General features: G+C 68.7%; 20 protein-coding genes. 10 read left to right on the top strand and 10 right to left on the bottom strand.

Translation table 11 applies throughout. The features are described 5' to 3' along the window. Positions 1–187: 187 nt before the first annotated feature. Both cysD and cysN read left to right on the top strand, forming a co-directional pair. Positions 188–1,117 (top strand): sulfate adenylyltransferase subunit CysD, encoded by a 930-nt coding sequence (gene cysD / locus ABID41_RS18865; RefSeq protein WP_331928171.1) that lies wholly within the window; start codon positions 188–190, stop codon positions 1,115–1,117. Further along, entirely contained in the window at positions 1,117–3,021 is a 1,905-nt protein-coding gene (gene cysN / locus ABID41_RS18860) for a sulfate adenylyltransferase subunit CysN (protein ID WP_354298503.1), read from the top strand. Before cysD ends, cysN begins: the two co-directional genes overlap by 1 nt. Positions 3,022–3,192: 171 nt before the next feature. On the opposite strand, the gene ABID41_RS18855 is transcribed toward cysN, so the two are convergent. Beyond that, complete coding sequence (locus ABID41_RS18855) at positions 3,193–4,212, bottom strand: zinc-dependent alcohol dehydrogenase family protein (protein WP_354298502.1); 1,020 nt, start codon at positions 4,210–4,212, stop codon at positions 3,193–3,195. A 167-nt stretch (positions 4,213–4,379) separates the two neighbouring features. Between ABID41_RS18855 and ABID41_RS18850 the strand changes: the two genes are divergently transcribed. From ABID41_RS18850 to ABID41_RS18840, 3 genes are all read left to right on the top strand, one after another. Continuing rightward, positions 4,380–5,003 carry an exopolysaccharide biosynthesis protein gene (locus ABID41_RS18850; protein ID WP_354298501.1) on the top strand — a complete coding sequence of 208 codons (624 nt, stop codon included), beginning with the start codon at positions 4,380–4,382 and terminating at the stop codon, positions 5,001–5,003. Between the two features lie 73 nt (positions 5,004–5,076). Further along, entirely contained in the window at positions 5,077–6,501 is a 1,425-nt protein-coding gene (locus ABID41_RS18845; protein WP_354298500.1) for an amidase, read from the top strand. A 52-nt stretch (positions 6,502–6,553) separates the two neighbouring features. Further along, positions 6,554–6,886: a hypothetical protein gene (locus ABID41_RS18840; protein ID WP_331928164.1), complete on the top strand. Its 333-nt coding sequence runs from the start codon at positions 6,554–6,556 to the stop codon at positions 6,884–6,886. 43 nt (positions 6,887–6,929) lie between these two features. Here the strand turns inward: ABID41_RS18840 and ABID41_RS18835 are convergent, their stop codons facing one another. From ABID41_RS18835 to rlmJ, 5 genes are all read right to left on the bottom strand, one after another. Further along, positions 6,930–7,601 carry a cytochrome b/b6 domain-containing protein gene (locus ABID41_RS18835; protein WP_331928166.1) on the bottom strand — a complete coding sequence of 224 codons (672 nt, stop codon included), beginning with the start codon at positions 7,599–7,601 and terminating at the stop codon, positions 6,930–6,932. A 3-nt stretch (positions 7,602–7,604) separates the two neighbouring features. Next, a complete protein-coding gene (locus ABID41_RS18830; protein WP_331928169.1) occupies positions 7,605–8,072 on the bottom strand; it encodes a c-type cytochrome in 468 nt (155 codons plus the stop codon). A 74-nt stretch (positions 8,073–8,146) separates the two neighbouring features. Then, positions 8,147–10,168 (bottom strand): AsmA family protein, encoded by a 2,022-nt coding sequence (locus ABID41_RS18825; protein ID WP_354298499.1) that lies wholly within the window; start codon positions 10,166–10,168, stop codon positions 8,147–8,149. A gap of 54 nt (positions 10,169–10,222) precedes the next feature. Beyond that, the gene (locus ABID41_RS18820; RefSeq protein WP_331931973.1) at positions 10,223–10,786 is read right to left on the bottom strand and encodes a sugar transferase; all 564 of its coding nucleotides are present in this window, start codon (positions 10,784–10,786) and stop codon (positions 10,223–10,225) included. 64 nt (positions 10,787–10,850) lie between these two features. Further along, a complete protein-coding gene (rlmJ, locus tag ABID41_RS18815) occupies positions 10,851–11,684 on the bottom strand; it encodes a 23S rRNA (adenine(2030)-N(6))-methyltransferase RlmJ (protein ID WP_354298498.1) in 834 nt (277 codons plus the stop codon). 80 nt (positions 11,685–11,764) lie between these two features. Between rlmJ and ABID41_RS18810 the strand changes: the two genes are divergently transcribed. The 4 genes from ABID41_RS18810 to ABID41_RS18795 all read left to right on the top strand — a co-directional run bounded on the left by ABID41_RS18810 (position 11,765) and on the right by ABID41_RS18795 (position 15,285). Beyond that, entirely contained in the window at positions 11,765–12,793 is a 1,029-nt protein-coding gene (locus ABID41_RS18810; RefSeq protein ID WP_354298497.1) for a DNA topoisomerase IB, read from the top strand. A 69-nt stretch (positions 12,794–12,862) separates the two neighbouring features. Beyond that, positions 12,863–14,089 (top strand): LLM class flavin-dependent oxidoreductase, encoded by a 1,227-nt coding sequence (locus ABID41_RS18805; RefSeq protein WP_354298496.1) that lies wholly within the window; start codon positions 12,863–12,865, stop codon positions 14,087–14,089. 7 nt (positions 14,090–14,096) lie between these two features. Further along, entirely contained in the window at positions 14,097–14,912 is an 816-nt protein-coding gene (locus ABID41_RS18800) for an arylamine N-acetyltransferase family protein (RefSeq protein ID WP_354298495.1), read from the top strand. A gap of 163 nt (positions 14,913–15,075) precedes the next feature. Next, the gene (locus tag ABID41_RS18795; RefSeq protein WP_354298494.1) at positions 15,076–15,285 is read left to right on the top strand and encodes a hypothetical protein; all 210 of its coding nucleotides are present in this window, start codon (positions 15,076–15,078) and stop codon (positions 15,283–15,285) included. Here the strand turns inward: ABID41_RS18795 and ABID41_RS18790 are convergent. Both ABID41_RS18790 and ABID41_RS18785 read right to left on the bottom strand, forming a co-directional pair. Further along, the gene (locus tag ABID41_RS18790; RefSeq protein WP_354298493.1) at positions 15,282–16,262 is read right to left on the bottom strand and encodes an aldo/keto reductase; all 981 of its coding nucleotides are present in this window, start codon (positions 16,260–16,262) and stop codon (positions 15,282–15,284) included. The two genes, ABID41_RS18795 and ABID41_RS18790, sit on opposite strands and share 4 nt — an antisense overlap. Positions 16,263–16,325: 63 nt before the next feature. Continuing rightward, positions 16,326–16,598 carry a hypothetical protein gene (locus tag ABID41_RS18785; protein WP_354298492.1) on the bottom strand — a complete coding sequence of 91 codons (273 nt, stop codon included), beginning with the start codon at positions 16,596–16,598 and terminating at the stop codon, positions 16,326–16,328. A 329-nt stretch (positions 16,599–16,927) separates the two neighbouring features. On the opposite strand from ABID41_RS18785, the gene ABID41_RS18780 reads away from it, so the two are divergent. Then, positions 16,928–17,212, top strand: a complete 285-nt coding sequence (locus tag ABID41_RS18780; RefSeq protein ID WP_331932591.1) for a hypothetical protein — start codon at positions 16,928–16,930, stop codon at positions 17,210–17,212. Between the two features lie 60 nt (positions 17,213–17,272). On the opposite strand, the gene ABID41_RS18775 is transcribed toward ABID41_RS18780, so the two are convergent. Continuing rightward, positions 17,273–17,482 (bottom strand): YbdD/YjiX family protein, encoded by a 210-nt coding sequence (locus ABID41_RS18775; protein WP_354298491.1) that lies wholly within the window; start codon positions 17,480–17,482, stop codon positions 17,273–17,275. A gap of 4 nt (positions 17,483–17,486) precedes the next feature. After that, complete coding sequence (locus tag ABID41_RS18770) at positions 17,487–19,538, bottom strand: carbon starvation CstA family protein (RefSeq protein WP_331932589.1); 2,052 nt, start codon at positions 19,536–19,538, stop codon at positions 17,487–17,489. Between the last annotated feature and the right edge of the window lie 48 nt (positions 19,539–19,586).

Genomic DNA, 19,586 nt, shown 5'->3' with positions numbered 1-19,586 from the left:
CCGGCCTCCGCCATTTTCCTTGTGGGCCTGTCAGGAAAACTCTCTCGTCATGGCGAAGGGCCTCCCTTAAGCCATCGCTGCAGGGCCTAATCCGCAGCGCAGAAATGCGACGAGCGGATTTTTCGTTGTTAGATTTTGACTACAAACAGGGTTCGGCCCCGAGGATCACGTGCAAGGTACAGCCCTGATGCAGGCGAAACCGCCCGCCATCGCCCCCGAAACGCTTACCCACCTCCAGCGCCTGGAAGCCGAGAGCATCCAGATCATGCGCGAGGTCGCGGCCGAGGCCGAGCGTCCGGTGATGCTCTATTCGATCGGCAAGGACTCGGCCGTGATGCTGCATCTGGCGGCCAAGGCCTTCTATCCGTCCAAGCCCCCGTTCCCGCTGCTGCACGTGGACACGACCTGGAAGTTCCGGGCCATGTACGAGATGCGCGAGCGCATGGCCAAGGAGCTGGGCTTCGAGCTGCTGGTGCACAAGAATCCCGAGGCGGTCGAGCGGAACATCAATCCGTTCGAGCACGGCAGCGCCCTGCACACCGACATCTGGAAGACCGAGGGCCTGAAGCAGGCGCTGGACAAGTACGGCTTCGACGCGGCCTTCGGCGGCGCGCGCCGCGACGAGGAGAAGTCGCGGGCCAAGGAGCGCATCTTCTCGTTCCGCTCGGCCCAGCATCGCTGGGATCCGAAGAACCAGAGGCCCGAACTCTGGCGGCTCTACAACACCCGCAAGAACCCTGGCGAGAGCATCCGGGTGTTCCCGATCTCCAACTGGACCGAGCTGGACATCTGGCAATACATCCACCTGGAGAACATCCCGATCGTGCCGCTGTACTTCTCGGACGTGCGTCCGGTGGTGGAACGCGACGGGACGCTGATCATGGTGGACGACGAGCGGATGCCGCTGCGTCCCGGCGAGAGCCCGATGATGAAGTCGGTGCGCTTCCGCACCCTGGGCTGCTACCCGCTGACCGGCGCGGTGGAGAGTACGGCGGCGACCCTGCCCGAGATCATCCAGGAGATGCTGCTGACCACGACCTCGGAGCGCCAGGGCCGGATGATCGACCACGACCAGGCCGCCTCGATGGAGAAGAAGAAGCAGGAGGGGTATTTCTGATGGCTCATCAGTCCGCCCTCATCGCCGAAGACATCGAAGCCTATCTCGCCGCGCACGAGCGCAAGAGCCTGTTGCGGTTCCTGACCTGCGGATCGGTGGACGACGGCAAGTCGACGCTCATCGGCCGGCTGCTCTACGACTCCAAGATGATCTTCGAGGACCAGCTTGCGGCCCTCGAAGCCGACTCCAAGAAGGTCGGGACGCAAGGCGGCGAGATCGACTTCGCCCTGCTGGTCGACGGCCTGGCCGCCGAGCGCGAGCAAGGCATCACCATCGACGTCGCCTATCGCTTCTTCTCGACCGACAAGCGCAAGTTCATCGTCGCCGACACTCCCGGCCACGAGCAGTACACGCGCAACATGGTGACCGGCGCCTCGACCGCCGACGCCGCGGTGATCCTGATCGACGCGCGCAAGGGCGTGCTGACCCAGACGCGCCGGCACTCCTATCTCGTCAGCCTGCTGGGCATCCGCCACGTGATCCTGGCGGTGAACAAGATGGACCTGGTCGGGTGGTCGAAGGAGGTGTTCGACGCCATCCTCGACGAGTACCACGACTTCGCCGCCCAGATCGGGATCAAGCAATTCACCGCCATCCCGATGTCGGCGCTGAAAGGCGACAACATCACCGCCCGCAGCGAGGCCGCCCCCTGGTACGAGGGCCCGGCCCTGATGCCGCTGCTGGAGACCCTGCCGGTCGAGGACGACCAGCGGGAGAAGCCGTTCCGCATGGCGGTGCAGTGGGTGAACCGGCCGAACCTCGACTTCCGCGGCTTCTCGGGCTTCATCTCGTCGGGAACGATCCGGCCGGGCGACAAGATCAAGGCCCTGCCCTCGGGGCGCGAGAGCACGGTCGAACGCATCGTCACCTTCCGCCAGGACCTGGACGTGGCGGTCGCCGGCCAGTCGGTGACCCTGACCCTGAAGGACGAGATCGACATCTCGCGCGGGGACGTGATCGCCGAGGCGGGCTCGCCGCCGCCGGTGGCCGACCAGTTCGAGGCCACCATCGTCTGGATGGACGACGAGGCCATGCTGCCGGGCCGGCCCTACCTGATGAAGCTGGGGACCCGCACGGCCTCGGCCCAGATCACCGAGCCCAAGTACAAGATCAACGTGAACACCCTGGAGCACCTGGCGGCCAAGCGGCTGGAGCTCAACGAGATCGGGGTGTGCAACCTGTCGCTGGACGCGCCGATCGCCTTCGACGCCTATGCCGACAATCACGACCTGGGCGGCTTCATCCTGATCGACCGGATCTCCAACCGGACGGTCGGCGCCGGGATGCTGCACTTCGCCCTGCGGCGCAGCCAGAACATCCACTGGCAGGCGCTGGACGTGGACAAGAGCTCGCGCGCGGCGCTGAAGGGCCAGCGCGGCCGGGTGGTCTGGCTGACCGGGCTGTCCGGCTCGGGCAAGTCGACCATCGCCAACCTGGTCGAAAAGCGCCTGCACGCGGACGGGCGGCATACCTATCTGCTGGACGGCGACAACGTCCGCCACGGCCTGAACAAGGACCTGGGCTTCACCGACGAGGACCGGGTGGAGAACATCCGCCGGGTGGCGGAGGTGGCCAAGCTGATGGTCGACGCCGGGCTGATCGTGCTGGTCTCGTTCATCTCGCCGTTCCGCGCCGAGCGGCGGCTGGCGCGCGACCTGCAGGCCGAGGGCGACTTCGTCGAGGTGTTCGTGGACACGCCCCTGGCGGTCGCCGAGCAGCGCGACGTGAAGGGGCTCTACAAGAAGGCCCGCGCCGGCGAGTTGAAGAACTTCACCGGCATCGACAGCCCCTATGAGGCGCCCGAGAACGCCGAGATCGTCATCGACACCACCAAGATGTCCGCCGCCGAGGCCGCCGAGCAGATCGTCGCCTGGCTGGAGGGGGAGATCGAGTACTCGATCTGAGGCCAATGCAATCCTAGATCCTCCCCCGCTGGGGAGGTGGCGCGCGCAGCGCGACGGAGGGGGCCGCCATAGGCGGTTCCACCTGGCCACTGCCGTCCTCCCCTGGCGGGGAGGCCCCCTCACCCGGCTTCGCCGGGAGCTCCCCGCGGGGGGCATCTAAGAGACCTTTCGTCAGAACTGCAGGACGATCTTGCCGAAGTGTTCGCCGCCCTGCATGGCGCGGAAGGCGGCGGGGGCGTCGGTCCAGGGGAAGACCTTGTCCACCACTGGTTCGATCTGGTGGAGGGAGATGGCGCGGCACATGGCTTCGAACATCTCGCGCGAGCCCACGGTCAGCCCCTGGAGCCGGGCGTTGTTGCTGATGAGGACGGCCGGGTTGACGCCCTCTCCAGCTCCGGCGACCACGCCAATCACCGCGATATGGCCGCCGATCCGAACCGCCCGCAGGCTTTGCTGGATGGTGCCGGCGCCGCCGACCTCCATGATGAAGTCCACGCCGACGCCGCCGGTGATCTCGCGCGCCGCCTTGGCCCAGTCAGGCGCTTCCTTGTAATTGATCAGGTGATCGGCCCCGAGCGCCCTGGCGCGCTCGAGCTTCTCGTCCGAGGACGAGGTGATGATGGTGCGATAGCCGGCGGCCTTGGCGAACTGCAGGCCGAAGATCGAGACTCCGCCGGTCCCCTGCAGGAGCACGGTGTCGCCCGGCTCCAGCCGCGCGTCCTCGAAGAGAGCGCGCCAGGCGGTCAGGGCCGCGCACGGCAGGGTGGCCACCTGCTGATCGGTGAGGAAGTCGGGAACCTTTGAGACGCCCTCCTGACTGAAGACCGCCAGTTCGCGGCCGGCGCCGGGAATGGGAAAGCCCAGGGACGAGCTCAGCTTCTCCAGGTTCGGGCCGCCGCCGGTCCAGTTCTGGAAGAACAGCGTGGAGACCCGGTCCCCGACCGCGACGCGGGTCACGCCCGGCCCGACGGCCTCGACGATCCCGCAGCCGTCCGAGAACGGGGTGATGGCGCCCGAGGCGGTGGCCGATCCGCGGCTGTACATGCCATTGACCATCAAAAGGTCGCGGTAGTTCAGCGAGACGGCCCGCATCCGGACGAGGACCTCGCCGTGGCCCGGCTTCGGATCGGGGGCGTCCGCCACCTTCAGCGCGTCGAGCCCCCAGGGCGCGGAGACTTCCAAGGCCTGCATGCGTCGCTCTCCCTCTTCCTGACCTTGCCCGGATTGTCGCGGGTTCGACGGTCGTCGCAAGGGCGCCCTGGCGGAAGCTTCGAACTCAACAATCCTGTGAGGATGTATCCCTCGACGCTGCTTCCACTTCCGCAACGGCGCCTGACCGTGTTAGCGCCGAGCTTGCGATGTCCGATCACCCCCATGCCGCCAGCGTCTCCGAACTGCTCGACCTGATGGCGGCGCGGCAGGTGGCGAAGGTGTCGGTGGCCGATCTGCTGGAGACCTTCGGCGACCGGGCGTTCGGAGCGCTGATGTTCGTCTTCGCAGCGCCGCTGGTGCTGCCGATGCCGCCGGGGGTTTCGGCCCTGCTCGGCGCGCCGCTGATCTTCGTCACCGCCCAGTGGACCATGGGACGCAGGACCCTGTGGCTGCCCAAGGCGGTGCTCGGCTCGACCATGAGCATGAGCGACTTCCGCGCCCTGGTGAGCAAGCTGCGGCCGCACCTGGCCCGGCTGGAGCGGCGGCTGCGGCCGCGGCTGACCTTCATGTACAACCCGGTCGGCGACCGGCTGGTCGGCGCCCTGTGCTTCGTGCTGTCGCTGATCGTCTTCCTGCCCATCCCGTTCGGGAACATGCTGCCGTCCTTCGCCATCGCGGCCTTCGCCATCGGCGGGGCCGAGCGGGACGGCGTGGCGGCGCTGATCGGCTGGGTCACGGCGGCGCTGTCGATCCTGGTGCTGGCGGTGCTGTCGAAGGCGATCCTGGCGGCGATCCTCGCCTTCTTCGCGACCCTGGCGGGGATGTTCTGACCCAGCCTTGCCGCCTTCCCACGGCGGCGTAAGGTTTCCCCCTGCTCAGAAGAACAAAGACCAGGGTGGGAAGATGGACCAGTTCTCCGAATACGACGGCGTCGGCCTGGCCGAGCTGGTGGCTAGGGGCGAGGTCACGCCGCTGGAACTGACCGAGGCCGCGATCGAGCGGATCGAGCGTCACAACCCGGCCCTGAACGCCATCGTCTACAAGGCCTATGACGAGGCCCGCGAGGTCGCCAAGGGACCGCTGCCCGAGGGGCCGTTCAGGGGCGTTCCCTTCCTGATCAAGGACCTGGGCGTGCCGGTGGCCGGCTGGCCGCGCAGCTATGGCAGCCGCTTCGCCGCCAGCGTCGTCGATGCGCAGGACTGCGGCCTGACCCGGCGCTATCGCGAGGCGGGCGTCGTGCTGGTAGGCAAGACCAACACCCCCGAATACGGCATCACCGGCACCACCGAGGGCGCATACCTGGGCGCCTGCCGCAATCCGTGGAACCCGGCGCACATCTCGGGCGGCTCGTCCGGCGGAGCGGCCGCGGCGGTGGCCAGCGGGATGGTCCCGATGGCGCACGCCAGCGATGGCCTGGGCTCGATCCGCATTCCGGCCGCCTGCTGCGGGCTGGTGGGGCTGAAGGTCACCCGCGACCGCACGCCCAACGGACCGGACGACACCCACTACGCCATGGGCTTTTCGGTGGACCACGTGGTGACCCGGACCGTGCGCGACAGCGCCGTGATGCTGGACGCCACCGGCAAACCGCGACCGGACGCGCCGTTCGCCGCCCCGCCGAAGGAGCGGCCCTTTGTCGAGGAGATCGAACGCAGCCCCGGGCGACTGAAGATCGCCTGGTCGGCGGAGACGCCGTCCGGCCGGCCGATCGACCCGGAGATCCTGGCGGCGCTGCAGGCGACGGCGCGGCTGCTGAAGGGCCTGGGCCACGAGGTGGTCGAGAAGGGGCTGGGCATCGACTACCGGGCGCTCTATGCGGCCCGGGCTCCGGTGTCGGGCGCCAATTTCGCCGCCGAGATGGGCCGGCTGATCGAGGAGCTGGGACGCGAGCCGGAAGAGCACGAGCTGGAGCCGCTGACCTGGGCCTCGCTGCGCGGCGGGCGCAAGGTGACCGGCGAGCAGGCGTTCCGCGGCTGGCAGGACCTGCGGGTGCTGAACCGCAGGACCCTGGCCTTCTTCGAGGACTGGGACGTCTATCTCTGCCCGGTGCTGGGAACCCCGGTCCCGCAGGTCGGCTACATGGACCCGGTGGCCCTGGAGCCGCGGGAGATGAACCGCCGCCAGAGCGAGGTCTTTCCGTTCACCCCGCCGTTCAACTTCTCAGGCCAGCCGTCGATGTCTCTGCCGCTGGCGACGTCGAAGAGCGGCCTGCCGATCGGCATGATGTTCACCGCGCGCTTCGCCGACGAGGCGACCCTGCTGCGGCTGGCAGCGCAGCTCGAGAAGGAAGCGCCGTGGAAGGATCGCCGACCGGCGCTCTGGGGCTAGAAAACCGTCGCGCTCCCGCGTTAGCTTGAAGGAAGATTCCTAGGAGTTTTTCATGAGCGACCGGATTGAACGTCCCTGGGCCCTGATGCGGCACCATGCTGGCTGGGCGGACGTTTTCCACATCGAGAACGAGACCGCCGACTCGATCACGGGCTTCTATCCGGACCGGGAGACGGTGGGTCCGCCGGTGAACTACAGCGTGCGCGCCGTCCTCGCCCGCTTCCCGACCATGGAAGCGGCCCGGGCCGCCCGCGAGGGCGCGGTGCTGGAGTGGCGCAAGCATGACGCGGGCGTGCGCGAAGCCGAGGACAAGCTGCGCGCGGCCGAGAAGGCCCGCGAGGACGCCTGGCTGAACTGCCTGCGCGACGCGGCGAACGGCGGCTAAGGGACAAGCGGATGCTCCCTCGGCGAGGGAGCATCCGTTCCTCCTAGAACTTCAGGCCCTTGGAGATGAACCAGGCGACCAGGACCGCGAGGACCAGGCCGACCAGGTAGCTCCAGAGCTTTGCGGGCCGCAGGGCCTCGCCCTGGAAGGGGCGCTTGCCGGTGATCATCGCGCCGATGAGGTTCTGGCGCTTCCAGAACCAGTAGAAGGCGATGGCCGCGATGTGCAGGGCGACGAGCGCCTGCACGATGCGGAAGGTCAGCTCGTGCAGCTCAGCGGCCTGACGGCTGGCGTCGAAGTCGATCAGGTAGGACAGCGGCCCCGACTCCAGGCCGTCGATGTCGCTGGCGAACAGGCCAAGGCCGACCTGGACCAGCAGCATCACGATCATCGCCAGCACGCTCCAGGCGCCGACGGGATTGTGCCCCGCCCCTTGGCTGGGCGCGCGCCGGCCCATGGTGCGCAGATAGGCCAGGGTCTCGCCGGGCCCTCTCAGGAAGTGCGCGAACCGGGCGGTGGAGCCACCCGCCACGCCCCACCACAGGCGGAAGACCAGCAGCCCGATGATGGCGTAGCCGGACCAGCGGTGGAGCTGCATGTTCTCGCCGCCGGTGAACCAGGAGACCAGCACCAGGACCACCAGCGCCCAGTGGACGAGGCGCGTGGGAAGGTCCCAGAGCGGCCGCGCCATGGACTGCGTAATGTCGGAAGCCATGACCTACTCGGCGCGATAGGGATCGTGGCAGCCCTTGCAGGTCCCGCCAAGCGCGCGGACCTGGGTCCTGATGGCGCCGAGGTCGCCGGCGGCCGAGATGGTCTGCAGCCGAGCGGCCTCAGTCTGGAACTTGCCGGCGGCGGCGCGGAACTTGGCCTGGTCGGTCCAGATCTCCGGCTTGGCCTTGGTCTTCACGCCGGCTTCCGGGCCCGAGCCCTTGGGGAACCAGTGGCCGAGCTGGGCGGCCTGGCTGTTGAGCGTCGTGGCGTTGGCGGCGATCAGCTTGGTGTCCGGCGCATCCTTGCGCAGCTCGTCATTGATGGCCTTGAAGGCGCCGCCGATCTTCTTGTAGCCGGCCTGGCGAGTGGCGATCGCGGTTTCGGCGGCGGAAGCAGCCAGGGCTCCCGTGGCGGTCAGGGCCAGCACCATGGCGATTGCGATGGAGCTGGTCTTGGCGTGGCGTTCGGACATTCGCGACCTCAACTGTAAATGACGGCCGGACTGTGGGCGCCGCTTGCGATCGCGTCAACCGAGGCAGGGGAAGGTTATCGCGCAGCCCGCGCGACCGGGGCGCCTTCGCGGCCCGCCTCGGCGATGAGCGCCCCGCAGGCCGCGTCCTTGGCGAGGCCCAGGTCCACGAAAGGCAGGACCGCGGCGATGGGGCTGACCAGGGCGCCGAGCGCCGCGGCGATGCCCCCCTGGGCGATGGCCCGGCCGGGCTCGACCCCGATCTTCGGCTGCACGATCGGGCCGGTGACGGTGATCGGCGCCATGACCCGGATCAGGCGGGCTTCCTTGGGCTTGCCGGCGATCTTGAGGCTCATCCGCTCGGTACGCAGGTCGATGGTCCCCTCGCCGGTCCCCAGCACCGGCTTGGTGTCGAAGATGATGTGGTCCGAACGCAGGACGCCGTCGCGCGCCTGGAAGTGGGCGACGGCGCAGCGGACGTCGGTCTTGGACTGGTCCTTGGCCAGCAGCAGGCCCAGGCCCTTGGTGACGTTGATGCCCAACAACTCGGCGAAGGCCTCGCGCACCTCGCCGCCCGGGACGACCAGCATGGCCTCGCCATTGGCCGCGCCGGCGGCCTGCCGCACAGAGTCGCCGGCGCCGGTCAGCTTCACGCGGCCGACCAGGGTTCCGGTCAGAGGCGGCGCGCCGCCCGAGCCGACGGGCAGGACCTGCTCGAGCCGGGCCCGCGACAAGCGCACGTCGATGGCGCTGACGGGCGTGGCCTTGCGGGCGTCGAGGCGGGCCATCCCGGCCACATTGCCTTGCGGCAGGTCAAACCGCAGCGGTTCGGCGACGAGCAGACCGTTGTTCAGCTTCACCCGCACCATGGCGCCGCGCAGGGGCAGCAGGGGCGAGCGGACGTTGGCGGCGCTGTACTTCACGTCGGCGTCCATGGAGCGGATCTTCGGCACGTTCAGAGTCGCGTCGGGCAGCAGCCGGCGCTGGGCGGCGAGCTGGCGGCCGACCGCCTTCTGCCCCTCCGACGCGGTTTCCCCGCCGCCGCTGGCGGGCGCCCCGCCGAAGATCGCGGCAAGGTCGTCGAAGTCGAGGAGTCTGGATTTCAGGTCGCCGCGCAGGAACGGCCGCTCGCCCCCGGTGTCGACCGAGAGCACGCCGGACATGTCGCTGTCGCCGACGTGGCCGCGCAGGGCGGCGATCTTCCACATCTCGTCCTCGCGCGAGAGCTTGCCGCCCAGGCGATAGGGCGGCGTATTCGGCAGGGCGACGCCTGTCAGATCATAGAGGTCCGAGAGGTCGGCGCCGCGGGCGGTGAAGTCGGCGGTAAACCGGCGAAGGTCGAAGGGCCTGGGGATCGAGCCCTTGGCGGTGATCCGCGTGGCTCCGGCCCGCACATTAGCGTCGAACGGATAGGGACGATTGGGGCGCACGTTCAGCAGCGGCCCGCCGGTGACGTCGACCGTGAAGGGCGCGCCGTTGATCGAGCCGCGCCCGTCGAGCACGAAGCCGCGCCCCGCCCTGCCCTGCCGTTCGGCGGCCTGGATGCGGGCGTCGAGGGTCAGGCGGCGACGGGCGTCGGAGAACTTCAGGCGGCCGTTCTCGACACCGAAATAGCGGATCGGGGGAAACCGGAAGGGCTCGCCCTCGGGCTTGTCCCTGTCGAAAGACCAGTTGGCGCGGCCCTGGCGGTCGCGGACCAGGGCCAGGTTCGGCTGATCGACCACCAGCCGCGGCAGGATCACCTGGCCGCGCAGCAGCGGCAGCAACTCGACCTGCACGTCCAGCCGGCGGATCTCGGCCATGCGGCCCTTTCCCGCCCAGGCGGGGTTGCCGATGCGAAGACCGTTGACCGACGCAGTCGGCTTCCAGCTCAGGATGTCGACGTCCAGGTCGCCGTCGATGGCGACTTCGCGGCCGGTGCGCTCGGAGGCGTAGCGCGAGATCGGTCCCCGCAGCATGTTCCAGTCGAGAACCGCCAGGACCATGACGACGCCCGCCACCAGGGCGGCAAATATCCCGCCGGTCCAAAGGAGGGGCTTCCGGTGGTCCTTGAACCAACCGCGCAAACGGTTGGTCTTGCTGGCATTTTCTTCCGCCAAACCTTGCGCTCCGAGCCTGCTCAGAACGCATGAAAGCCAAGACGGTTGGATTTGTTAGTGTCGGACCCCGCGCCCGGAGAAGGCGGTCAGGGCGGTGCGCAGGATGATCTTCACGTCGAGCGGGAGGCTCTGGATGGCGAGGTACTCGGCGTCCAGCCTGGCCTTGTCCTCGACCGGCAGCTCGTCGCGGCCATTGATCTGAGCCCAGCCGGTGACGCCGGGACGCAGAGCGTCGACGCCGGCGGCGGTCCGCAGGGCGACCAGGTCATCCTGGTTGAAGAGCGCCGGCCGAGGGCCGACCAGGCTCATCTGTCCGGTCAGGACGCTCCAGAGCTGGGGCAGTTCGTCCAGGCTGGTGCGGCGCAGGAAGCGGCCCAGCGGTGTGATCCAGGCGTCGGGGTCTTCCAGGAGGTGGGTGGCCACGTTGGGCGCGCCGGTCCGCATGGTGCGGAACTTCGGCATCTTGAACAGGCGGTTGCGCCGCCCGACCCGGCTGGACCAGTGGAGAGCGGGACCGGGACTGTCGATGCGCACGGCCAGCGCGATCGCCGCCAGGACCGGGGACAGCGCGATCAGGCCCGCAAGCGCAGCGATGAAATCGAAGAGCCGCTTGGCCACGCGCTGAAAATTTCCCCTGTCGGCAAAGGCAAGCCATAGCCCAAGCGCCCCGCCGACGCCAAGATCAGCCGGCCGTCCAGACCTCGGCCTTGCCGTTCTCGCCGAGGGTCTCGACCACCCAGCGGCAGATTTCGCCTAAGGGCGCCTCGAAGCCTGCCGGAGCATTGGCGACCACCAGGGCGCAGCCGTTCATCTTCATCGGATCGGTCAGCGGCCGCATCCGCGCCTCGCCCACCAGCAGGCGTCCGTCATAGGCGTCCTCGGTTTCGCGCAGAAAGGCGTCGAAGGTCTCCAGATCCTTGACCGGCAGCCAGACCATCACGACGGCTGTCGGGTTCTTACGGGTCATGGCGGCGACCGCGGCGGCGCAGCGCTCGTAGTCGTCGCTCTTCTCGAAGGGCGGGTCGATGAGGACGAGGACCGCCCCCTCCTTCGGCAGGCGCTTTTGCACCTCCACGTAACCGTCGGCGCAGGCGGTCTTGGCCGCCGGCCAGCCGGCCAGGGTTTCGGAGAGGGCCGAATGCTCCTGCGGCCGCAGCTCGCAGCCGAGATAGGTGTCGCCCTTGCGCAGGGCGCCGGCCACCAGCAGCGGCGAGCCCGGATAGAGAGTGGTCTCGCCGCCGGCGTTGAGCTTGCTGACCGCCGCCTGCAGCGGCTGGAGCGCCGGCGGCAGGTCGCCCGACGTCATCAACCGCTCGATGCCGGCCCGCGCCTCGCCCGAGCGCTGGGCCTCGTCCCCCGACAGGTCGTAGAGCCCCCGGCCGCCATGAGTATCGAACACCGCCAGCGGTTCGGGCGCGGCCTGCAGCCGCGCCAGCAGATCCAGCAGGGCCGCGTGCTTGACGATGTCGGCGAAGTTCCCGGCGTGGAAGGCGTGACGATAGTTCACTTTTGGCATCCTTTGACCGAGAGGAACCGGCGCGGGCGGCCCTCGTTTGAGCCGCGGTGCTTCCTGCCACGAGCCGCACGCTTTCCCAAATGCTCGACATGCCTTGCGACACCGACGCGCCGCCGGGCGGCCTCATCTATGTGAACGCCGACGATGCGGGGATCATACGGGTGAAGGCGGCGACCGGCTTCGGCTATCGCGACGCCGAAGGGCGCGTGGTCCGCGACGCCGCGACCCTGGAGCGGATCAGGGCCCTGGTCCTGCCGCCGGCCTGGACCGAGGTCTGGATCTGCGCCTCGGCGCGAGGCCACATCCAGGCGACCGGCCGCGACGCCCGCGGGCGCAAGCAGTACCGCTATCACGACCGATGGCGGCAGGCCCGGGACGAGGCCAAGTTCGACCGGCTGATCGCGTTTGGCCGCGCGCTGCCGCGGCTGCGGCGGCAGGTGGAGCATGACCTGCGCCGACGCGGCCTGCCCCGCGAGAAGGTGCTGGCCGCGGTGGTGCGGCTGATGGAGCTCACCCTGATCCGGGTGGGGAACGACGAATACGCCAAGACCAACAAGAGCTTCGGACTGACCACCCTGCGCGACCGGCACGCTTCGATCACCGGCGGCGGCGCGGTGTTCGAGTTCCAGGGCAAGTCGGGCAAGCCGCACAAGACGGGGTTTCGCGACCGGCGGCTGGCGAGGATCGTCAAGGCCTGCCAGGACATTCCGGGCCAGCGGCTGTTCCAGTACCTGGACGAGGCGGGCGAGCGGCACGCGGTGGAGTCCGCCGACGTCAACGCCTACATCCGCGCAAGCATCGGCGAGGAGTTCTCCGCCAAGGACATCCGCACCTGGGCCGGGACGCTCTACGCCGCGCGCGGCCTAGTGGAGCAGCCGCCGGCCAAGGACGCCGCCGAGGCCAAGCGAAGGGTGGTGACGACGGTGAAGGCGGCGGCCGCCCTGCTGGGCAATACGGCCGCCGTGTGCCGCGGCTCCTACATCCACCCGCTGGTGCTCGAGGCCTATGAGCGCGGGACGCTGCCGCTGACGGCGAGCGGCTCGCCGCGGGCCTTCGAACTCTCCGTGCTGAGGTTCCTGGAAGGTGCGCAAGAGACCGTAAGTGACTGACGGGGCGTCAGTCTGGCGTTTTTCGGGGAACGGGCGTTAGCCTCGTCGAAACCGCCAAGGGAGGCCGTGATGCTGGGAACAAAGTTGCGCTTCGGGGCCTTCATCGCGCCATTCCATCCGATCGAGGAGAACCCCACCCTCGCCATCCAGCGCGACCTGGAACTCGTCCAGTGGATGGACCAGCTCGGCTATGAGGAGGCCTGGATCGGGGAGCATCACTCGGCCGCCTACGAACTGATCGCCAGCCCGGAGATCTTCATCGCCGCAGCGGCCGAGCGGACCAAGCACATCCGCCTGGGGACCGGAGTCTCGTCCCTGCCCTATCACCATCCGATGATGCTGGCCGACCGGATCAACCAGCTCGACCACATGACCCGCGGCCGGGTGATGTTCGGGGTCGGGCCCGGCGCGTTGTCGTCCGACGCCTTCATGATGGGCATCCCCGTCGCCAAGCAGCGCGACCGGATGGACGAGGCCCTGGACGTGCTGGTGCGCCTGATGCGCGGCGAGGAGGTCAGCTACGAGTGCGAGTGGTTCAGCCTGGTGAACGCCCGGCTGCAGATGGCTCCCTATTCCCGGCCCTCTGTGGAGATGGCGGTGGCCAACCAGGTCTCGCCGACCGGGGCGCGAGCGGCAGGCAAGCACGGCCTTGGACTGCTGTCGCTGGGAGCCACCACCTCGGCTGGGTTCAACTCCCTGGCCGCCAACTGGGGCATCGCCGAGGGGCTGGCGGCGGAGAACGGCCAGACCATGGACCGCAGCCGCTGGCGGCTGGTGGGCCAGATGCACATCGCCGAGACCAAGGACAAGGCGATCGAGCAGATCCGTTTCGGGCTGGAGAAGTGGATCTATTACTTCCGCGAGATCGCCAACCTTCCGATGGTGCCCGACGACTTCAAGGGCGATCCGGTCGAGGCCTATCTGGCCCTGGGCCAGGCGGTGGTCGGCACGCCCGACGAGGCCATCGCGCGCATCGAACAACTGCGGGAGGAGAGCGGCGGCTTCGGCTGCTTCCTGCTGATGGCGCACAACTGGGCGCGATGGGAGGACACCAAGCGGTCCTACGAGATGATCGCGCGCTACGTCATCCCGCACTTCCAGCAGCTCAACGTCAACCGGCAGGCCTCGATGGACTGGGTGCGCTCCAACAAGACCGAGTTCACGGCCCAGACGCGCGCAGCGGTTGGCGCCCGGATCGTCTCCCATATGATGGAGAAGGGCGCGGAGAACATCAGGCCGGAGATCGTGGCCATGATCCAGGGCGCCGAACGGTCGAACGAAACGCCCAAGGAGTAGAGCGAGCGTGCAGGTTCAGGCCTATCTCGACCGGGTCGGCTTCGTCGGATCGCCCAGGGCGGACCTGGAGAGCCTGCGGGCCCTGCACAGGGCGCACCTGCGCGCCGTGCCTTACGAGAATTTCGACGTGCTGCTGGGGCGGCCGATGACGCTGACCCCCGAGGCGGCGTTCGATAAGATCGTCGGCGCCCGCCGTGGGGGCTGGTGCTACGAGATGAACGGATTGTTCGCCGCCGTGCTGCGGGAGATCGGCTTTACGGTGACGGAGATGGCCGGGGCGGTCACCCGGGGCGAACGGGGCGAGCTTTCGCACGGCAACCACCTGGTGCTGCGGGTAGACCTGGACCGGCCCTACCTCGCCGACGTCGGGTTCGGCGACGGGACGCAGGAGCCTTTGCCGCTGAAGCTCGGCCCACATCGCTGCGCCGGCTACAACTTCCGGCTGGAGAAGCTGCCCGACGGCTGGCTGCGTTTCCACAACCACACCTTCGGCGGCGCGCCCTATTTCGACTTCCGCGACGAGCCGGCCGACCGGGCGCAGTTGGCGAGGACCTGCCAGTGGCTGGCGACCTCGCCGGAGTCGGTGTTCACCCAGACCGCGCTGGCGTTCCGGCATGGCCCGGACGGCGTCGCCAGCCTGCTCGGCCGCACGCTGCGCAAGGTGCGGCCGGGCGGCCGGGAGAGCCATCTGATCGGCTCGCAGGACGAGTTCGTCCAGGTGCTGGAAGAGGTGTTCGACCTGCACGTGCCGGAAGCCGCCGGCCTCTGGCCGACGATCTGCGCCAAGCACGAGGAGCTGTTCGGGATGGACGCTCCGGCCTAGGGGCGACGCTGCGCGCGCTCCCGGCGGCTTTCGGCGTCCATGGATGGCCGGGACCTGCTGTAGATTCCAGTGCGTCGGTTCCAACCTCCCGCGGTCATAAAAGCGTGCCTGGACAGGGCGGGCGGCGGGGCGCAAAGCGCTTGGGGGACCTGGAGCGACGCCGATGCCAGACCTCTCCCTGCCGCCTTCCGTGACCGTGAGCCCGACCATCGTCGGGGTTTCGATGATGACCCGCGACGGGATCACCGTGCAGGTCAGCCTGCCGCGGCCGCGCGGCCTGCACGACCTGCCGGCCGACGAGGTGGCCGAGCGCGCGCGGCGCATGGCGCAGGAAGCGCTGGCCGACGCGGCGCGGTCGCTGGAAGCCTCCTAGCCCTCGGTGTCGACGGTGGCCTGGGCGGCTGGCGCGTAGCGCGGGCCCGACACCGTCTGCGGGTTCACCAGTTCCTCGACCTTGGCGATGACGGCGTCCGACAGCCGGACATCGGCGGCGCGGGCGTTCTCGACCATGTGGTCGGGGTTGGCGGTGCCCGGGATCGGCACGATGTCCACCCCCTTTCGCAGCAGCCAGGCCAGGCAGAGCTGGGCCGGCGTGCAGCCGGCCTCGCGGGCCAGCGCCTTGAAGCCTTCCAGCAGCTTCAGGTTGGCGACGAAGGCCTCGCCCTGGAAACGGGGCATGGTCTTGCGCAGATCGCCATCCGGCAAGGCCGCCGGGTCGGTGACGCCCCCGGCCAGGAAGCCGCGGGCCACCGGGCTGAACGCCACGAAGGTGACGCCAAGCTCGCGGCAGGCCTCGAGCACGGCGATCTCGGGATTGCGGGTCCAGGGCGAGTATTCGGTCTGCAAGGCGGTGATCGGATGGACCGCGTGGGCGCGGCGCAGGGCCGGCGCCGAGACCTCGGAAAGGCCGATGGCGCGCACCTTCCCCTCCTTCACCAGGTCGGCCAGGGCGCCAACGCTCTCCTCGATGGGGACACGCTTGTCCCAGCGATGCAGGTAGTAGAGGTCGATGACGTCAGTGCGCAGGCGCCGGAGGCTATCCTCGCAGGTCGCCTTCAGCACGTCCGGGCGGCCGTTTATCTCGCGCTGGTCGCCGTTGGACATGCCGCACTTGGAGGCCAGGACGAACTCCCTGCGGCGGTGGCCCAGCACCTCGCCCACCAGGGTCTCGTTATGACCCATGCCGTAGATCGCGGCGGTGTCGAAGAAGGTGTAGCCGGCGTCCAGGGCGCCCAGCAGCACCCGCTCGGCCTGGGCGCGTCGCGGCGGCGTCCCGTAGGCGTGGGACAGGCTCATGCAGCCGAGGCCGATAGCCGACACTTCGAATTGGCCCAGCTTCCGCTTTTCCATATGCGCTCTCCGTGCTTCGCGGGGCGCAAGAGGCGCCAGGCCGGCGCCGGTGGTCAACCGCTCTTAGGGGGTGACGTTCATCCGCACGAGAATCCGGCCGGGATTGGCCAGGGCGAAGGCTTCCGAGACCTCGATCTGCTGGGCGAGACGGACGGCTTCGGCCGCCTGAGGTCCCTGGGCGTCGACGGCCTTGCAGTCGGTGAGGGTCGCCCCGGCGATCTCGCAATCGACCATCACCTGCGCGATCACCGCCTGCTCGGTCTGGGTCGGCCGCGCGGCCGGCGCGTAGGAGCTTGCGATCATGGCCGCAGCGGCGGCGAGGGCGGTCGGCAGCATGGGGCCTCGGCTTTCAATTATGGTTACTCAAAGGTTAAGCCGCGCCGGCGCGCAAGTGTTTCATTCCGGAACGGCCCGACCTCCGCCGCCGCAATAGGCGTGCCCGGGAAACGCAGCTCTGCCCGAAAAGTCGCAAAGGCCGCGCGCCACCCACCCAGGTTGCAGCGCAGCACTTTTTTATTGCAGCGCAACAAAACCTCTTGAAACCGACAGTTAGCGGGTGCAGGAAGGATTCAGGCGAAGCGGTCGCGCCCACATTTTGAACCGCCGTCTAAACAGGAAACGTCGGGAGGTGGTTGGCCCCAACCCCTTTCCGGGAATTAGTGATTATGATCCGTACCATTGCCCTGACCGCCCTCACCGCCGTGGCCGCTCTCGCCGTCACCGCTCCCGCTCAAGCCGCTGGCGTCCGCATCGCCCTGCAAGGCAAGTCGCCGGCCCAGGTCGAAGCCGAAGTGGGCCAAGCCGCCCGCACCGTCTGCTTCCGCGCCACGCGCAACGAAACCCTGATCGTCGACGCCTACGCCCGCTGCGTTAAGGCCACGACCAAGGCCAGCATGGACAACTTCGCGCTGGCTCAAGCCAACGCCAACTCCACTGTGGCCGCGCGCTAAACAGCAGCGCACAAGCTCTCTTACGGCAAAGGCCGGCGGCGACGCCGGCCTTTCGCTTTTTCAGCAGCAGCGAAAGCCGCCGCGACCACCCCCGCCGTAGCGGGCGTCCTGCCGGTCTCGGAAGAACTCGGCGTGGGTCATGGGCGTCTGATCCGGATGGGTCCGGGCCATGTGCTCGACATAGGCCTCGTAGCTCGGAACCCCGACCATCAGGCGCGCCCCGTCGCAGAGGCACTGGGCGAAGCGCGCGAACGGGTTTGCCTGGGCCATTCCCCTACTCCGCCGCCACTGCGTCGGGATTGAGCTCGCGCGCGGTCCAGCCCCCGGCGCGATAGGCCTTGATGCAGGCGCCGACCCCGAACCAGATCATGCTCAGCACCACCGCGATGAAGACGGCGCAGAGGGCCGCGTCGATGCGGTCGTTGGAGACGATCTTGCTCATTTCCGCCGCCGACTTGGCCGGGGCCAGCACCTGGCCGGCGGCCAGGGCCTCGGCGTACTTGGCGGCGTGCGACAGGAAGCCGACGGCCGGGTCCGGCGAGAACAGCTTCTGGAAGCCGGCGGTCAGGGTGCAGACACAGAGCCAGAGGGCCGGGATGATGGTCACCCAGGCGTAGCGCTCGCGCTTCATCTTGAAGATGACCACCGTGGCCATGATCAGGGCGATGGCCGCCAGCATCTGGTTGGAGATGCCGAACAGCGGCCAGAGCGTGTTCACCCCGCCTAGCGGGTCGGTGACGCCCTGGTGCAGGAAGAAGCCCCAGGCGGCTACGCAGAGGCCGGTCGCCGTCAGGTTCGCCGGCCAGGAGGAGGTCTCCTTGAAGCGCGGGGCGAAGGTCCCCAGCAGGTCCTGCAGCATGAACCGGCCGGCGCGGGTGCCGGCGTCGACCGCGGTCAGGATGAACAGCGCCTCGAAGAGGATGGCGAAGTGATACCAGAACGCCATCATCGCCTTGCCGCCCAGCACATGGGAGAAGATCTGGGCCATGCCGACGGCCAGGGTCGGAGCGCCGCCGGCGCGGGAGATGATGGTGGTCTCGCCAACGTCGCGGGCGGTCTGCTCGATCATCTGCGGGGAGACCGGATGGCCCATGGCGGCGACGGCGGTCGAGGCGCTCTCGGCGGTGGTCCCGATGACAGCGGCCGGGCTGTTCATCGTGAAGTAGACGCCCGGATCGAGGATGGAGGCGGCGATGATGGCCATGATCGCCACGAAGCTTTCCATCAGCATGCCGCCGTAGCCGATGAAGCGGGAATTGAGCTCGTTATCGATCAGCTTGGGCGTGGTGCCCGAGGAGATCAGGGCGTGGAAGCCGGAGACCGCGCCGCAGGCGATGGTGATGAACAAGAACGGGAACAGCGCGCCCGACCAGACCGGCCCGCCGCCGGCGGCGAACTGGGTGATGGCCGGCATCTGCAGATCCGGCCGCATGATCACGATGCCGATGGCCAGCGCCAGGATCGCGCCGATCTTCAGGAAGGTCGAAAGATAGTCCCGCGGCGCCAGCAGCAGCCAGACCGGCAGCACGGCGGCGATCGCGCCGTAGGCAATGAGGATCCAGGAGAGCTGCAGGCCGGTGAAGGTGAAGAGCGGGGCGAGCGTCGGGGACGCGGCGACCTTCTGGCCCGCCAGGATCACGATGATCAGCATCACGAAGCCGAAGATCGACACCTCGCCGATCCGGCCGGGACGCACGAAGCGCATGTAGAGGCCCATGACGATGGCGATCGGCACGGTGGCCGCGACGGTGAAGGTCCCCCAGGGACTGGCGGTCAGCGCCTTGACCACGATCAGGGCCAACACCGCCAGGATGATCACCATGATCATGAAGGCGCCGAAGAGGGCGATGACGCCGGGGATCGGCCCCATCTCCTCCTTGATCAGTTCGCCCAGCGACCGTCCGTCCCGGCGCATGGAAATGACCAGGACGAGGAAGTCCTGCACGGCGCCGGCGATGACCACGCCCGCCAGGATCCAGAGCACGCCGGGCAGGTAGCCCATCTGCGCGGCCAGGACCGGCCCGACCAGGGGGCCTGCGCCGGCGATGGCGGCGAAGTGGTGGCCGAAGAGGACGTAGCGGTTGGTCGGGACGTAGTCCAAGCCGTCGTTGCGGGTGACCGCAGGCGTCGGACGCGCCCCGTCCAGCCGCATCACCTTCGTGGCGATGTAGAGGCTGTAGTAGCGGTAGGCGACGAGATAGACGCAGACGGCGGCGGTGAGGATCCAGATCGAGTTGACCGTCTCGCCCCGCGCGGTGGCGAGCACCGCCAGCGACACGGCCCCGAGGATGGCCAGCAAGGCCCACGGCCCATGTTTGCGCGCCATTTCCATCAATTCGCCTCCCCGTCCGCGCCCTGCCCCGAGCGCGCGCCT

It is taken from the genome of Phenylobacterium koreense (genome assembly GCF_040545335.1).
GTDB lineage: Bacteria > Pseudomonadota > Alphaproteobacteria > Caulobacterales > Caulobacteraceae > Phenylobacterium > Phenylobacterium koreense.
This window is presented reverse-complemented; position numbering and strand designations above follow the sequence as displayed.

What these genes read in the sequence shown, in the direction of transcription:
- ABID41_RS18775 (WP_354298491.1), bottom strand. Translation starts at nt 17,482, where the DNA reads ATGGCCCAGGCAAACCCGTTCGCGCGCTTCGCCCAGTGCCTCTGCGAC.
- ABID41_RS18770 (WP_331932589.1), bottom strand. Translation starts at nt 19,538, where the DNA reads ATGGCGCGCAAACATGGGCCGTGGGCCTTGCTGGCCATCCTCGGGGCC.
- ABID41_RS18850 (WP_354298501.1), top strand. Translation starts at nt 4,380, where the DNA reads ATGTCCGATCACCCCCATGCCGCCAGCGTCTCCGAACTGCTCGACCTG.
- ABID41_RS18780 (WP_331932591.1), top strand. Translation starts at nt 16,928, where the DNA reads ATGATCCGTACCATTGCCCTGACCGCCCTCACCGCCGTGGCCGCTCTC.
- cysD (WP_331928171.1), top strand. Translation starts at nt 188, where the DNA reads ATGCAGGCGAAACCGCCCGCCATCGCCCCCGAAACGCTTACCCACCTC.
- ABID41_RS18810 (WP_354298497.1), top strand. Translation starts at nt 11,765, where the DNA reads ATGCTCGACATGCCTTGCGACACCGACGCGCCGCCGGGCGGCCTCATC.
- ABID41_RS18855 (WP_354298502.1), bottom strand. Translation starts at nt 4,212, where the DNA reads ATGCAGGCCTTGGAAGTCTCCGCGCCCTGGGGGCTCGACGCGCTGAAG.
- rlmJ (WP_354298498.1), bottom strand. Translation starts at nt 11,684, where the DNA reads ATGCCAAAAGTGAACTATCGTCACGCCTTCCACGCCGGGAACTTCGCC.
- cysN (WP_354298503.1), top strand. Translation starts at nt 1,117, where the DNA reads ATGGCTCATCAGTCCGCCCTCATCGCCGAAGACATCGAAGCCTATCTC.
- ABID41_RS18840 (WP_331928164.1), top strand. Translation starts at nt 6,554, where the DNA reads ATGAGCGACCGGATTGAACGTCCCTGGGCCCTGATGCGGCACCATGCT.
- ABID41_RS18790 (WP_354298493.1), bottom strand. Translation starts at nt 16,262, where the DNA reads ATGGAAAAGCGGAAGCTGGGCCAATTCGAAGTGTCGGCTATCGGCCTC.
- ABID41_RS18785 (WP_354298492.1), bottom strand. Translation starts at nt 16,598, where the DNA reads ATGCTGCCGACCGCCCTCGCCGCCGCTGCGGCCATGATCGCAAGCTCC.
- ABID41_RS18795 (WP_354298494.1), top strand. Translation starts at nt 15,076, where the DNA reads ATGCCAGACCTCTCCCTGCCGCCTTCCGTGACCGTGAGCCCGACCATC.
- ABID41_RS18805 (WP_354298496.1), top strand. Translation starts at nt 12,863, where the DNA reads ATGCTGGGAACAAAGTTGCGCTTCGGGGCCTTCATCGCGCCATTCCAT.
- ABID41_RS18835 (WP_331928166.1), bottom strand. Translation starts at nt 7,601, where the DNA reads ATGGCTTCCGACATTACGCAGTCCATGGCGCGGCCGCTCTGGGACCTT.
- ABID41_RS18830 (WP_331928169.1), bottom strand. Translation starts at nt 8,072, where the DNA reads ATGTCCGAACGCCACGCCAAGACCAGCTCCATCGCAATCGCCATGGTG.
- ABID41_RS18845 (WP_354298500.1), top strand. Translation starts at nt 5,077, where the DNA reads ATGGACCAGTTCTCCGAATACGACGGCGTCGGCCTGGCCGAGCTGGTG.